Below are 14,204 nucleotides of genomic sequence, written 5' to 3'. Positions count from 1 at the left end.
CCCCACCCACGATGCCATCCGACCAGCCCCTGCCCCCCTTCGCCCCGCTCGTCTACGAGCCCCGTTTCGAGGAGCCCGAAGAAGACGAAGCCGAGACCACGCGCGAGATGAGCGAGACGCTCACCGAGATCGCCGAGACCGTACGCCGGGACGAGGGCCACGCCTTTCGTGGCGTGCATGCCAAGAGCCACGGCCTGCTGCGCGGCGAGCTCGAGGTGCTGGCCGGCCTGCCGCCCGTGCTGGCACAGGGCCTGTTCGCGCAGCCCGGCAGGCACCCGGCCGTGATGCGGCTGTCGACCACGCCCGGCGACCTGCTGGACGACGCCGTCTCCACCCCGCGCGGCCTGGCACTCAAGGTGCTGGACGTGCCCGGCGCGCGGCTGCAGGCCGACGACGGCGCGGCCACGCAGGACTTCCTGATGGTCAACGGCCCCGTGTTCAGCGTGCCCACGGCCAAGAAATTCCTGCGCAGCCTGAAGCTGCTGGCCTCCACCACCGACCGGTTGCCCGGCGCCAAGAAGATCCTCTCGGCCGCTCTGCGCGGGCTGGAGGCCATCATCGAGAAGGCCGGCGGCGAGAGCGGCACTGTGAAGGCCATGGGTGGCCACCCGGCCACCAACCCGCTGGGCGAGACCTACTACACCCAGGTGCCCCTGCTCTATGGGCCCTACATGGCCAAGCTGTCGCTGGCCCCGGTGGCGCCCGAGCTCACGGCGTTGACCGACGCCAAGGTCGACCTGGCCGACGCGCCCGATGCGCTGCGCGACGCCGTCGTCGTGCATTTCGCGCAGCACGGCGGCGTGTGGGAGTTGCGTGCCCAGCTGTGCACGGACCTGGAATCCATGCCCATCGAGGACGCCTCCGTCCAATGGCCCGAAGACCTGAGCCCCTTCGTGACCGTGGCCCGGCTCACCGTGCCGCCGCAGGCGGCCTGGTCCGCGCAGCGCGCCGCGGCCATCGACGACGGCATGTCGTTCAGCCCCTGGCACGGCCTGGCCGCGCACCGACCCATCGGCTCCATCATGCGGGTGCGCCAGCTGGTCTACGAGAACGCGGCGCGCTTTCGCAGCCAGCACAACGCCACGCAGGTACAGGAGCCGCGCGATGTCAGCCATCTCTGACACGACAAGGGGCTGAACGCCGCCCCGCAGGCGTCGCACGCGGCCCTCGTCGGAGCGGCGTGCGCGCCGTAGTCTGTGCCCATGACCAAACGCCTGGGCCTGGCCTCCAAGATCGTGCTGGCAGTCGTTGCGCTGGTGGTGCTCTTCGTGCTGCTGTTCGACTGGAACTGGCTGCGCGGCCCGATGAACCGCTATATCACCAACAAGACACAGCGCGAGTTCAACAGCTCGGACCTGCACGTGAAGCTCGGCTGGCACCCGGTGATCCGCCTGCGCGATGTGTACTTCGCCAATGCCGACTGGGCCCAGGGCGGGCCGATGGCGCGCATCGGCACGCTGGAATTTTCGATCTCGCTGCGCAAGCTGTTCGATGGCGAAGTGCTGGTGCCGCGCGTGGCGCTGGACAACGCCGAGCTCAACTTCGAGATCACCGAGGAAGACCGGCGCAACTGGGTGCTGGACGAGCCCTCGGAGACCAAGAAGGAAAGCAAGTTCAGCATCGCCAGCCTGTCGGTGACGCACGGCAAGCTCAGCTTCGTGGACCGCGGCATGCCCTTCAAGCTGGCCGTGGCCGTGGACACCTTCGACCCGGCCGCTGCCGCCAAGGCCGACGACGCCAAGGCCGAGCCCGTCAACCAGGCCTACACCACGCGCTACACCTTTGACGGCGCCTACCACGACGCCAGGTTCCGCGGCAACGCGCTGACCGGCGACGTGCTGAGCTTCCATAACTCGGGCGTGAAATTCCCGCTCAAGGGCGAGCTGGTGGCCGGTACCACGCGCGTGAATGTCGAAGGCACGGTGGCCGATGCGGCGAACATCAGCGGCATCGACGTGCGCCTGAAGATCGCCGGCCGCACGCTGGCCAACCTGTACCCCTTCCTGCTGCTGCCGCTGCCGGCCTCGCCGCCCTACCAGCTGGCCGGCCACCTCACGCTGGACGGCAACCGCTACGCCATGGACGAGATCCGCGGCCTGATCGGCAAGACCGACGTGGCCGGCGAGGCCGCCTACGTGGCGCGCGAGCCACGGCCGCTGCTCACCGCCAAGCTGCACAGCAAGCTGCTGAACCTGCCCGACCTGGGCCCGCTGATTGGCGTCACGACCAAGACCACGACCGACGCGCGGCCACCGACCCAGGCCCAGACCGCCACGCAGGCCCGGGCCCAAGCCACCGAGGGTGCAGCCAATGGCGAGCGCGTGCTGCCAGCCGGCACCATCCAGGCCGGCGAACGCCTGCTGCCCACGGGCAAGTTCGAAGGCGGGCGCTTCAAGGCCATCGACGCCGAGGCCGACCTGCGCGTGGACCGCATCGACGCTCCGGACTTCATCGCGCTCGAAAAGCTGCACGTGGGCCTGAACCTCACGGACGCCGTGCTCAAGCTCGACCCGTTCAACGTGAACCTGGCCGACGGCGAGATCGTCTCCACCCTGCTGCTCGATGCACGCGAGCCCACGCTCAAGGCCAAGGTCGACGTGGAAGCGCGCAAGCTCAAGCTGGCCGGCCTGGTGCCGCCCTCGCCGCGGCTGGCGCCCTCCACCGGCAGCATCGGCGCGCGGGCCCGGCTTGCCGGCACGGGCAACTCCATTGCCGACCTGGCCGGCAAGGCCGACGGCGAGATCCAGGCCGTGCTGTCGCAAGGGCAGCTGTCGAACCTGCTGGACGCCGCATCGGGCCTGAACGGCGGCAAGATCATCACGCTGCTGATGGGCGGCGACAAGCCCATCCCCGTGCGCTGCGGCGCGGCCGCCTTCGACGTGAAGAACGGCCAGGGCCAGTCGCGCGTGTTCGTGATCGACACCGAGGAGACGCGCATCGAGGCCGAAGGCGGCTTCGACCTGGACAAGGAGCGCATCGACCTGACCTTCGCGCCCAAGCCCAAGAACCTGGGCATCCTCTCGCTGCGCACGCCGGTGCACGTGTTCGGCACCTTCCGCGAGCCGGACTTCTCGCTGGACAAGAAGGGCCTGGCCCTGCGCGGCGGCGGTGCCGTGGCGCTGGCGCTGATCAACCCGCTGGCCGCGCTGATCCCGCTGATCGAAACCGGCCCGGGTGAAGAGACAGACTGCGCCAAGCTGCTCGCCTCGGCCAGGCCGGCTGCCGCCAATGCCGGCCAGCCCGTGCCCAAGGCCCAGCCCGCCGCCCCCCGCAAATCCCAGGGATGACAATGCAAGCCGTGACCCAGCCCGAACACACCCCCCGCTCCACCGCGTCGCGCGATCTGCGCCCCATCCGCCCCACGTTCAAGCAATGGTGGGCGTTGATCAAGCAGGCCGTCGTGGCCTGGTCCGACGACTACGCGCCCAGCATGGGCGCGGCGCTGTCGTACTACAGCGTGTTCTCGATGGCGCCGCTGCTGCTCATCGTGATCTCGGTGGCCGGCCTGGTGTTCGGTGAAGAGGCCGCGCGCGGCGAGCTGTTCGGCCAACTGGCCGGCCTCATGGGCGTGGAAGCGGCCAAGACCATGGAGACGTTGCTGGTCAGCGTCAACAAGCCGGCGCAGGGGATCATCTCCACGCTCATCGGCGTGGCCGTGCTGCTGATCGGCGCGACCACCGTCTTCGGCGAGCTGCAGAACTCGCTGGACCGCATCTGGCGCGCGCCGGCCCGCAATACGTCCAGCGGCCTGTGGAACTTGCTGCACACGCGGCTGCTGTCCTTCGGCATGGTGCTGGGGATCGCTTTCCTGCTGATGGTCTCGCTGGTCCTGGGCGCCGTGGTCTCGGCCCTGGGCAAGTGGTGGGGCGACGCCTTCATCGGCTGGGAGATCGTGGCCCAGCTCATCAACATCGTGCTGGGCTTTGCGCTGACCACCGGTGTCTTCGCGATGATCTACAAGATCATGCCGCGCGTGCACGTGCGCTGGTACGACGTGTGGATCGGCTCGGCCATCACGGCGCTGCTGTTCACGGTGGGCCGCTTTTTGATCGGGCTGTACATCGGCAAGAGCGGCGTGGCGTCCAGCTTCGGCGCGGCCGGCTCGCTGATCGTGATCTTCGTCTGGGTCTACTACTCGGCCCAGGTGTTCCTGATGGGCGCCGAGCTGACCTGGCACTACGCCAAGACCTATGGCTCCATGCGCAACCAGCCGGGCTCGGTGAACGAGCCCGCGCCGACCACGGTCAACGGCTGATCAGGCGGCCGGCGCCACCGCCGCGCCCGCGATGCCATGGCGCTGGAGCGCCTCGGCCACGAAACCGCTGGCCTTCATGTCTTCGACGAAGGCCGCCAGCGCGGCCTGGGCCTCGGCGCCGCGGCTGGCGGGCGTGCCCATGGCCTGCTGGATCACCATGAAGCGGCCCGGCAACAGGCGCAGGCCGCCCAGGCGGGCCGCGTCGGCTTCGAGCTGCTGCTTGACGCCGGCCGCCACCTCGGCGTTCTCGTCCACGAAGCTCTGCACCACGGCTGGCGAGCTGGGTGCGCGCAGGATGGTGGCGGCCTTCAGCTCGCGCGTGAGGTACAGGTCGTAGGCGCTGCCCTTGCCGACCATGACGGTGCGGCCGGCCTGGTCGACCTCGGCGTTGTCCTGGAGCGGCGAGCCGTCGCGCACCAGGTAGCAGCCTTCGATGAGCACATACGGCGCGGTGAAGCGGATGCCCTCGCCGCGCAGCGGGTCGATGGCGAAGAAGCCGATGTCGGCCTGCTCGGCCTTCACCGCGTCGACCGACTTGCCAGCCGTGTCGAACACCACGAGCTCGACCTCCACGCCCAGGCGCTGGGCGAACGCGCGCGCCAGGTCGATGGAGACGCCCTGCGGTTGGCCATCGGCGCCACGGCCGGCCAGGATGGGGTTGCCCAGGTTGATGGAGGCGCGCAAACGGCCGGTGGGCGTGAAGGCGCCGACGGTGGCGGCGGGCAAAGCGGTGCTCATGCGGGTGATCCTTGTGGAAAAAACCATGCAGACGGGGCTGCCGCGGTGCGGCGCGCAGCCCAACGCCACGAGTGTGCCTGCTGCGCCCTGGCCTCACACGCGCAGCAGCCCCCGAAAGCCCCGCGCCGCGTAGTACGACTGCGCGCCGTTGTGGTACGTGAAGACCTGGCCGTAGCGCCGGTCGCAGAACAGGGCGCCACCCAGCTGGCGAATGGCGGGGGGCGTGGCGACCCAGCTCGAGGTCTTGAGGTCGAACTCGCCGACTTGCTGCAGCGCGCGGTACTGCGCCTCGGTCAGCATCTCGATGCCGATCTCGGCCGCCAGGTCCACCGCGTTGTGCGCGGGCTTGGCCTCCTTGCGCGCGTCCAGCGCGGCGCGGTCGTAGCAGCTGCTGCGCCGGCCGGCCGGGCTCTCGGCGCTGCAGTCGCAGAACAGGACCGCCTCGCCGTCCTGGCCGATCACGTCGGGCTCGCCGCCCGTGTCTTCCATGGCCTGCAACGCGCGCAGCCTGGCGGGGTGCTGGTCCAGCCTGGCCTGGACCAGCGCCCACGCCATGCCGGGGTGCCGCTGCATGTGCCGTTCGAAGCGGCTCTTCACGGTGTGCAGCAGCGCTGCCTTGGCCTGTGCGTTCATGTCGCGGGTCTCCTTCACGGCAGATTTTCCCGAAAGATCACCTGGCTGCGCGTGCTTTCCACACCGGCCAGCGCGGGCCGGCCCTCGCGCACGTTGACGAAGATGCGCACCGCGTTGGCCAGCGTGGCCTGCGGGCTCTGCGTGATGACGGCGTCCATGCTGCCGTCGATCAGCAGTGCGCGCGTGTCGGGCGTGAGGCCGTGGCCGATCAGCACCACCTTCTGGTCGCGGCCGGCCTCCTTGAGCGCGCGCGCCACGCCGTCGGACGCGCCGCCGATGTTGTAGATGCCAGCGAGCAGCGGGTGCTGCTCCAGCAGCGAGGCGGTCTGCGCGAAGTTCTGCTCCGAGTCGTCATGGCCCTCGCGCAGGCCCACCACCTCCAGCTGGCCGAACATCTCCGACAGCACGTGCAGGAAGCCGGCCTCGCGTTCCTCGTGCGCGCGGTAACTGCGGCTGCCCGCGATCAGCGCGACCTTGGCCGCGCGCGGGCCGATGAAGCGGCCGATCAGGTAGCCCGCCGTGCGGCCCGCGGCGCGGTTGTCCAGGCCCAGGTAGGCCGTGCGCGGCGAGTTCGACAGGTCGGAGATCAGCGTGACCACGGGCACGCCGGCCGCCACCAGCTCATGCACGGCCTCGCGCACGGCCGGGTGCTCCAGCGCCATCAGCGCGATGCCGTCGGCGCGCTGGCCGTGGCGGCGCAGCGCGGCGGCCAGCGCCTGCGGGTCGAAGCTCTCGATGAACTCGGTCTTGCAGCGCACGTTCCAGGGCGTCCAGTGCTCCTGCGAGTAGCCGACCATGTCGCCCAGCATGCGGATGAAGCGGTTGTGCCCGGCCGGCAGCAGGAAGCTCAGGCGCATGGGCTTGGGCGCGGCGCGCGACGCCAGTGCCGGTGCAGCAGGCAGCTCGGCATAGCCCAGTTCTGCCGCGGCCTGCAGCACGCGCTGCTGCGTGCCGGCGCGCACGCCGGCACGCTGGTTCAGCACGCGGTCGACGGTGGCCGTGGACACGCCGGCCAGCCGCGCGATGTCCGGGATGCGGGGCGACTTGCTGGATTCCATCAAATTACATCAATCAACCGGCTGGCCTGGTGAGGTCTCTGCGGATACTATCACCCGCAATCGATGCCTCAAAGCATCAAATTCCATCAACCATCAGAGTCGCCACCAGCGGCCAACCCGGAGACAAGGTGGGCTACGAATTCGACTTCGCCGCGGTGCTGGCCGCCTGGCCGCAGTTCCTGGCGGGGGCCTGGCTGACGGTGCAGCTGTCGTTCCCTGCGACGCTGATCGGCTTCGTGCTGGGCACGCTCCTGGCCATCGGCAGGCGCAGCCAGCACACGTGGCTGCGCAAGGCCTGCGGCATGTATGTCGAGGTGATCCGCAACACGCCGCTGCTCGTGCAGGTGTTCCTGGTGTTCTTCGGCCTGGCCAGCCTGGGCTGGAAGGTTTCGGCCTTCGCGGCGGCGCTGGCCTCGCTGGTGATCAACGTGGGTGCCTACTCGTGCGAGATCATGCGCGCCGGCATGGACGCCATCCACAAGGGCCAGATCGAGGCGGCCGAGTGCCTGGGCCTCACGCGCCGGCAGGTGTACTGGCACGTGATCCTGCGGCCGGCGATGGAGAAGGTCTATCCCGCGCTCACGAGCCAGTTCGTGCTGCTGATGCTGGCCACGTCCATCACCTCGCAGATCTCGGTGGAGGAGCTCACGGCCGCCGCGGCGCGCGTGCAGTCCGAGACCTTCCGGCCGTTCGAGGCCTACATCGTGGTGGCCGTGGCCTACCTCGCGCTGTCATTGCTGATGCGCGTGGGCTTGTGGCTGTTCGGGCAGGCCGTCTTCACGCGCAAGCGCAAGCTGGGGGACGCGCGATGACCGGGGGCGGCCTGAGCCTCTTGCATGTGCAGTACCTGGCCTTCGGCGCGCTGTGGACGGTGTGCCTGTCGCTCATCGCCTTCGTGGGCGGTGGCCTGGCGGGCGGCGTGATCGCGCTGTGCCGCATCAGCCCGAACCGCTTCGTGCGCTGGGCGGCCATCGCGTGGATCCAGGTCATCCAGGGCACGCCCTTGCTGGTCGTGCTGTTCGTCTGCTACTTCGGGCTGTCGATCGCGGGGCTGGAATTGCCGGCGCTGGTGGCAGCCGGCATCGCGATGGTGGTGTACGTCAGCGCCTACCTGGGCGAGATCTGGCGCGGCTGCATCGAGGCCGTGCCGCGCACGCAGTGGGAGGCGGCCGAATGCCTTGCGATGTCGCGCACGCAACGCATGCGGCTCGTGATCCTGCCGCAGGCCGTGCGCATCGCCACGCCACCCACCGTGGGCTTCATGGTGCAGATCGTCAAGAACACCTCGCTCGCGTCCATCGTCGGCTTCGTGGAGCTGGTGCGCACGGGGCAGATGATCAACAACTCCATCTTCCAGCCGTTCCAGGTCTACCTGCTGATCGCGGCTTTCTACTTCGCGCTGTGCTATCCGCTGTCGGTCTGGAGCCGCAAGCTGGAGCAGCGCCTGCACCTGGGAAAGACATGAACCCCGTCGTCGAACTCAAGGACGTGCACAAGCGCTTCGGGACCAACCAGGTCCTCAAGGGCGTGTCCTTCGCCATTCCCCGTGGCCAGGTCGTGGCCATCATCGGCAAGAGCGGCTCGGGCAAGAGCACGGCGCTGCGCTGCATCGACCGGCTGGAGGTGATCGACGGCGGCACCATCCAGGTCTGCGGCCACGCGGTGCACGACCCGGCCCTGGACATCCGCGCGCTGCGCAAGGACGTGGGCATCGTGTTCCAGAGCTACAACCTGTTCCCGCACTTGACGGTGGAGCAGAACGTGACGCTGGCGCCCAAGGCCGTCAAGGGCATGAACGCTGGCGATGCACGCGCCATTGCCGAGCGCGTGCTGCGCCAGGTGGGCCTGCTCGACAAGGCCCAGGCCTACCCCGAACAACTCTCCGGCGGCCAGCAGCAGCGCGTGGCCATTGCGCGCTCGCTGGCCATGGAGCCGCAGGTGATGCTGTTCGACGAGGTGACCTCGGCCCTGGACCCACAGCTCACGGGCGAGGTCCTGCGCGTGATCGAGGCGCTGCCGAGGGCGGCATGACCATGGTGCTGGTCACGCACGAGATGGAGTTCGCCGCGCGCGTGGCCGACACCGTGATCTACATGCACGAGGGCCGTGTCTGGGAGACCGGCCCCGGCGAGATGCTGAAGAACCCGCAGACGGCCGAGCTGCGCGAATTTTTGTCCCACGGCCTTTGATTTTTCCTAGGAGACGACCCATGAACCTGTCCCGCTTCCTGCTGGCCGCTGCCATCGGCACGCTGGCCCTCCCGGCCCTGGCCGACCTCGCCGAGATCAAGGCAGCCGGCAAGCTGCGCGTCGGCATCGACTTCGGCGCGCCGTTCTACGGTTTCGTCGACGACAAGATGCAGCCCACGGGCTCCGACGTGGAGGCGGCGCGACTGCTCGCCAAGGACCTGGGCATTCCGCTGGAGATCGTCAACACCACGAACTCGGCGCGCATTCCCAACCTGCTGTCGAACAAGGTCGACCTGATCATCTCGTCGCTCTCGATCACGCCCGAACGGCAAAAGGCTGTGGATTTCTCCATCCCCTACGGCGCGATCCAGGCAGCAGTGGGCGCGCCCAAGTCGCTCAAGATCACGGGCATCGACGACCTGGCCGGCAAGACGGTGGCTGTCACGCGCGGCGGCCCGCAGGACAAGCTGGTCAGCGAGCGCGCGCCGCAGGCCAAGGTGGTGCGCTTCGACGACGAGGCTGCGTCCATCACGGCCGGCGCCACGGGCCAGGCCGACATCGTGGCCATCACGCCGCCCATCATCGCGGCCATTGCCAAGCGCAACCCGGCGCGCGAGTTCGAAGTCAAGTTCATCCTGCAGTCCTACCAGCTCGGCATGGCCATGCGCAAGAACCAGCCCGAGCTCATGAACGCGGTGAACGGCTGGATCAAGACCAACCTGGCCAACGGCAAGCTCAACGACATCCACGTGAAGTTCGCGGGCGTGCCCATCCCCGACGAGATCGTCGCCGGCGCGAAGTGAGGAGCAGAGCATGAGCCGCCATTTCGGAGCCATCCGCCAGCTGGGCTACGTGGTCCACGACATCGAGGAAGCCATGGACTACTGGAGCCGCACGCTGGGCGTGGGGCCTTGGTTCTACAACCCCAAGGTGCCCATCGTGAATTATCAGTACCGCGGCGAATCGCATGCGCCGCACAACTCGGTGGCGCTGGCCAACTCGGGCTATGTGCAGGTGGAGCTGATCCAGACGCGCAACGACGTGCCTTCGATGTACCGCGACTTCCTGCAGGCCGGCCGCACGGGGCTGCAGCACGTGGCCTACTGGACCAGCGACTACGACGCCGACCTGGCGCGGCTCACGGCCGAGGGCTTCAAGTCTGTCATGAGCGGCGAGGTGGGCGAGCGCGGGCGCTTCGTCTACTTCGACACCGAGTACCACCCGGGCACGGTGATCGAGCTGTCGGAGGTGGCGGGGCCGAAAGGGAAGATGTTCGACCTGATCCGTGAGGCCTCCGAGGGCTGGGACGGCAAGACCGATCCCGTGCGCCCATTCCCCGATCTGAGCAAGCTCTGATGACCGATCGCATCCACGCCAGCTACCTGATCGAGACGCCGCTGGCCCCGGCTGCCGTGGCCGAGGTCATGGCCGGCGAGCAATCCTGCGGCACCTTCAAGCGCGTGGAAGGCGAGACCGACGACCTGCGTGCGCGGGCACGCGCCACGGTGGAGGGCATCGAGGAACTGGACAGCGTCGGCGCGCCCAGCCTGCCGAACGCGCTGCTGGAGCGCCAGCGCAACCCCGGCCCGTGGCGACGGGCGCGCGTGCGGCTGTCATTCCCCGTCGCCAACATCGGCGCCAACCTGCCCACGCTGGCCGCTACCGTGGCCGGCAACCTGTACGACCTGGGTGAGAGCACCGGCATGCGGCTGGAGACGATGCGCGTGCCCGCCGCCTACCGCCAGCGCTTCGAGCTGCCGCGCGTGGGCATCGCCGGCACGCGCGCATCGACCGGCGTGGCGCAGGGCGCCCTGGTCGGCACCATCATCAAGCCCAACGTGGGCTTCTCGGCCGCGCAGACGGCCGAGCTTGTGGGCCGTTTGTGCGCTGCCGGCGTGGACTTCATCAAGGACGACGAGGTCAGCGCCGATCCCGACCACGCGCCGCTGGCCGACCGTGTGCCCGCCGTCATGGCCGTCGTGCGCGAACACCAGCAGCGCACGGGCAAGCTGGTCATGGTGGCCTTCAACATCACGGACGAGGTGGACGCCATGCGCCGCCACGCCGACCTGGTGCAACGCGAAGGCGGCAGCTGCGTGATGGCCAGCCTGAACTGGTGTGGCTTCTCCGCCATCCAGGCCCTGCGGCGGCACACGCCGCTGGCGCTGCACGGCCACCGCAACGGCTTCGGCGCGCTGTCGCGGCATCCGCTGCTGGGCATCTCGTACCAGGCCTACCAAGTGCTGTGGCGCCTGGCCGGCGTGGACCACATGCATGTGCACGGGCTCGCGGGCAAGTTCGCGCAGGCGGATGCGGAAGTGATCGCGTCCGCGCACGACTGCTACACGCCGCTGACCGAGGGCATCGACGACACCGTGATGCCCGCCTTCTCCTCGGGCCAATGGGCCGGCACCGTGGCGCCGACCTGGGCGGCCCTGGGCCGCGACGACCTGCTGTTCATGTCCGGCGGCGGCATCCTCGCGCACCCCGGCGGTGCGGCCGCGGGCGTGGCCAGCATCCGCCAGGCCTGGGCCGCGGCGCGTGCCGGCGTGCCCGTGCACGAGGCCGCACGCCAGGCCCCCGAACTGGCGCAGGCGTTGGACTTCTTCGGCCAGCCGTGAGCACCGCCGGGCCGCCCCAAGATGCTCAGCACCGCAGCGCGCAGCGCGAAGGCACCTCGGTGAACCACCGCCCCGCGCTGCTCTGGTACGGCGACGACTTCACGGGCGCCACCGACACGCTGGGCACGGCCGCGCGCGCCGGCCTGCGCGCCCTGCTGTTCCTGCGCCAGCCTACGGATGCGCAACTGGCGGCAGCCGGCCCGCTGGACGCCGTGGGCCTGGCCGGCGCCGCGCGCTCGATGGCACCCGAGGCGATGCGCGCAGAGCTGGCGCCCGTCGTGCCGCTCTTGCGCCGACTCGGCGCGCGCGTGCTGCACTACAAGCTGTGCTCCACCTTCGACAGCGCCCCGCAGGTCGGCAGCATCGGCGTGGCGCTGCAAACCTTGCGCGCCGCGCTGCCGGGCGCGCGCACGGCCATCGTCGGCGGCCAGCCCGACCTGGGCCGCTACTGCGTGTTCGGACACCTGTTCGCGCGTGCTGGCAGTGCCGGCGAGGTGCACCGCATCGACCGCCACCCCACCATGGCACGCCACCCGGTCACGCCCATGGGCGAGGCCGACCTGCGCCGGCACCTGGCGCTGCAGGGGCTGGACGAACTCGCGCTGTTGCCGTTCACCACGCTACGCGGTTCGCAGGAAGCCGTGCACGAGCTGTTCGACACCGCGCCCGATGGCGTGCTGTTCGACGTGCTGGACAACAGCGACCTGGAACGCATCGGCGCCCTGCTCTGGCGCGAGGCCGAGCGCGTGCCGCTGCTGGTGGCCGGCGCCAGCGGCGTGGTGCAGGCCCTGGCGCCCAGCATCGCGCCCGGCCGTGCCGGCCAGGCACACCCTGCCATGGCACCCGCGCGCGGCCCCGTGCTGGTGCTGGCCGGCAGCCTGTCGCCCGTCACGGCCGAGCAGGTGCAGGCCGCGACCTCCTACGAAAAACTCTGGCTGGACCCGCAGGCCCTGGTCGCCCAGCCCCAGGCCCGCAGCGAGGCGGCCCAGCGCATCACCGCTCTGTTGCGCGCCGGCCGCCATGTGCTGGCCTGCACCGTCGCGCCCGGCCAGGCCGGCCCGCACGCCATCGACGCACGCGCCCTCGCCATGGCCGGTGGCGCCCTGCTGGCCGAGGTCTTGACGACCATGCCGCTGGCCCGCGTGGGCGTGGCCGGTGGCGACACCTCCAGCCACGCCGTGCAGGCGCTCGACGCCTGGGGTTTGTCGTACATGGCCGCCGTCGCGCCCGGCGTGGCACTGTGCCGCGTGCACAGCGACCACCCCGCGCTCGACGGCATGGAGATCGCGCTCAAGGGCGGGCAGATGGGCACGCCCGATCTGTTCGAGCGCCTGGCGGCGTGAGGGGGCTCAAGGCCCTACCAGCAAGCGCATCAGGACTGCCACCAGCACCACGAAGGCCGCCGCGCACCAGGGAAGCGGCGGCTTGTCCTGCGGCGCACCGGCCTGCCGCGCCGCCTGCCGGTGCGCCATCCACGCCGCCAGGCCGATCACCGTGAACAGCGCGGCGCGCTCCTTCAGCGGGTGCACACACCGGTCCAGCAGCTCTCGCGCCTGGGCTGCTGTGGCGATCGGCAGCCCCAACTCGCGGCTGATGCGCACGAGCTGCTCGATCTGCGCCACGGTGCCGATCCTGGCCGTACGCGACTGGCTCCAGCACGGCGGTCTGGGTCGCGTGCTGCGGCAATCCGCCGGGCCCCTGCGCGCGCCGTGGTGCTGCGCCCGAGTGTTCTAATAAATCCACTTCTTCGTTCGCAAGGATGCAGGCGCGGCGCCTGGAGCATGCGGCGCATCGTGGTGAGGACCTCATGGAAGCAAGACGTTCAGACTTTGCAGCGGCGACGACCGCGCCTGCAGTGCAGCGCACCCCTGCTCGGCTGCGCACGCCGGTGCTGCGATCGGCTGCCCACACACCCGCGGTGGCCCGCGTCGCGCGATGAAGATCTCCGCACGCCGCCACATCGAGCACCATCGCACGGCGCGCATCGGCTGGCTGCGCGCGGCGGTGCTCGGCGCCAACGACGGCATTGTCTCCACGGCCAGCCTGATCGTCGGCGTGGCAGCCTCCAGTGCCAGCCAGGCGAGCGTGCTCACGGCGGGCGTGGCGGGCCTGGTGGCAGGTGCCATGTCGATGGCGGCGGGCGAATATGTATCGGTGCGCTCGCAGGCCGACACGGAACAAGCCGACCTGGCGCGCGAGGGCCGCGAGCTGGCCGCCGATCCTGCCGCCGAGCAGCGCGAGCTCACCGCCATCTACGTCGGGCGCGGCCTGTCGTACGCGTTGGCGGCCCAGGTGGCCCAAGAGCTGACCGCGCACGATGCCCTGGGCGCGCACGCGCGCGACGAACTGGGCATCACCGATGCGCTGGGCGCGCGCCCGCTGCAGGCGGCGCTGGCCTCGGCGCTGAGCTTCACCGCGGGTGCGGCGCTGCCCCTGGCTGTGGCTTGGCTGGCCGCCGGCCCGCAGCTGGTGGCCTGGGTGTCGGCTGCGTCGATCGGCTTTCTCGCGCTGCTGGGCATGCTGGCGGCGCGGGCCGGTGGCGCGCCGCTGTTGCCGGCCACCGTCCGGGTGGCGCTCTGGGGTGCGCTGGCCCTGGGCGTCACGGCGGGCGCCGGGGCGCTGTTCGGCAGCGTGGCCTGATCGGCGCCATCCTGCGGCGGCAGCATCGACAGCGGCAGCACCTGCTACGAACCAGCAAGCTTGCAGACCA

Annotated in this window: 13 protein-coding genes and 2 pseudogenes; 11 read left to right on the top strand and 4 right to left on the bottom strand. The window is 70.1% G+C overall.

Annotation, left to right across the window (positions count from 1 at the left end; translation table 11 throughout):
* Positions 1-11: 11 nt before the first annotated feature.
* The 3 genes from ASF43_RS13155 (at position 12) to ASF43_RS13145 (ending at position 4,255) form a co-directional block, all read left to right on the top strand.
* Positions 12-1,121: a catalase family protein gene (locus tag ASF43_RS13155; protein ID WP_056181559.1), complete on the top strand. Its 1,110-nt coding sequence runs from the start codon at positions 12-14 to the stop codon at positions 1,119-1,121.
* Between the two features lie 81 nt (positions 1,122-1,202).
* Positions 1,203-3,287: an AsmA family protein gene (locus ASF43_RS13150; protein ID WP_056181556.1), complete on the top strand. Its 2,085-nt coding sequence runs from the start codon at positions 1,203-1,205 to the stop codon at positions 3,285-3,287.
* A 2-nt stretch (positions 3,288-3,289) separates the two neighbouring features.
* Positions 3,290-4,255, top strand: coding sequence for a YihY/virulence factor BrkB family protein (locus tag ASF43_RS13145; protein WP_082497827.1), 966 nt, complete (start codon positions 3,290-3,292; stop codon positions 4,253-4,255).
* Here the strand turns inward: ASF43_RS13145 and ASF43_RS13140 are convergent, their stop codons facing one another.
* From ASF43_RS13140 to ASF43_RS13130, 3 genes are all read right to left on the bottom strand, one after another.
* Entirely contained in the window at positions 4,256-4,993 is a 738-nt protein-coding gene (locus ASF43_RS13140; protein ID WP_056181553.1) for an ABC transporter substrate-binding protein, read from the bottom strand.
* Positions 4,994-5,086: 93 nt separating this feature from the next.
* Complete coding sequence (locus ASF43_RS13135) at positions 5,087-5,644, bottom strand: DUF4256 domain-containing protein (protein WP_235578245.1); 558 nt, start codon at positions 5,642-5,644, stop codon at positions 5,087-5,089.
* Entirely contained in the window at positions 5,641-6,684 is a 1,044-nt protein-coding gene (locus ASF43_RS13130) for a LacI family DNA-binding transcriptional regulator (protein ID WP_056181550.1), read from the bottom strand. The genes ASF43_RS13135 and ASF43_RS13130 overlap by 4 nt, the downstream gene beginning before the upstream one ends.
* Positions 6,685-6,812: 128 nt before the next feature.
* Here ASF43_RS13130 and ASF43_RS13125 point away from each other — a divergent pair, with 128 nt between their 5' ends.
* The 7 genes and pseudogenes from ASF43_RS13125 (at position 6,813) to ASF43_RS13095 (ending at position 12,837) form a co-directional block, all read left to right on the top strand.
* Positions 6,813-7,496 carry an amino acid ABC transporter permease gene (locus ASF43_RS13125; protein ID WP_056181548.1) on the top strand — a complete coding sequence of 228 codons (684 nt, stop codon included), beginning with the start codon at positions 6,813-6,815 and terminating at the stop codon, positions 7,494-7,496.
* On the top strand, positions 7,493-8,149 hold the full coding sequence (locus ASF43_RS13120; protein ID WP_056181546.1) for an amino acid ABC transporter permease: 657 nt from the start codon (positions 7,493-7,495) through the stop codon (positions 8,147-8,149). The genes ASF43_RS13125 and ASF43_RS13120 overlap by 4 nt, the downstream gene beginning before the upstream one ends.
* Positions 8,146-8,873, top strand: a pseudogene (locus ASF43_RS13115) (amino acid ABC transporter ATP-binding protein). Before ASF43_RS13120 ends, ASF43_RS13115 begins: the two are co-directional and overlap by 4 nt.
* Positions 8,874-8,893: 20 nt before the next feature.
* Positions 8,894-9,676, top strand: a complete 783-nt coding sequence (locus tag ASF43_RS13110) for a transporter substrate-binding domain-containing protein (protein ID WP_056181543.1) — start codon at positions 8,894-8,896, stop codon at positions 9,674-9,676.
* A 10-nt stretch (positions 9,677-9,686) separates the two neighbouring features.
* Positions 9,687-10,229, top strand: a complete 543-nt coding sequence (locus ASF43_RS13105; RefSeq protein WP_056181540.1) for a VOC family protein — start codon at positions 9,687-9,689, stop codon at positions 10,227-10,229.
* Entirely contained in the window at positions 10,229-11,494 is a 1,266-nt protein-coding gene (locus ASF43_RS13100; RefSeq protein ID WP_056181538.1) for a ribulose-bisphosphate carboxylase large subunit family protein, read from the top strand. The genes ASF43_RS13105 and ASF43_RS13100 overlap by 1 nt, the downstream gene beginning before the upstream one ends.
* A 59-nt stretch (positions 11,495-11,553) precedes the next feature.
* The gene (locus ASF43_RS13095) at positions 11,554-12,837 is read left to right on the top strand and encodes a four-carbon acid sugar kinase family protein (protein WP_056183371.1); all 1,284 of its coding nucleotides are present in this window, start codon (positions 11,554-11,556) and stop codon (positions 12,835-12,837) included.
* Between the two features lie 198 nt (positions 12,838-13,035).
* Here the strand turns inward: ASF43_RS13095 and ASF43_RS30730 are convergent.
* Positions 13,036-13,149, bottom strand: a pseudogene (locus ASF43_RS30730) (3-keto-5-aminohexanoate cleavage protein); the annotation flags it as partial.
* A 280-nt stretch (positions 13,150-13,429) separates the two neighbouring features.
* On the opposite strand from ASF43_RS30730, the gene ASF43_RS13085 reads away from it, so the two are divergent.
* A complete protein-coding gene (locus ASF43_RS13085) occupies positions 13,430-14,134 on the top strand; it encodes a VIT family protein (protein ID WP_056181530.1) in 705 nt (234 codons plus the stop codon).
* Positions 14,135-14,204 lie beyond the last annotated feature (70 nt).

Origin of the sequence: Pseudorhodoferax sp. Leaf267 (assembly GCF_001422405.1) — a bacterium.
Taxonomy (GTDB): domain Bacteria; phylum Pseudomonadota; class Gammaproteobacteria; order Burkholderiales; family Burkholderiaceae_C; genus Pseudorhodoferax.
The sequence above is the reverse complement of the archived record's forward strand: the minus strand, read 5'-3'. Positions and strand labels throughout refer to the sequence as shown.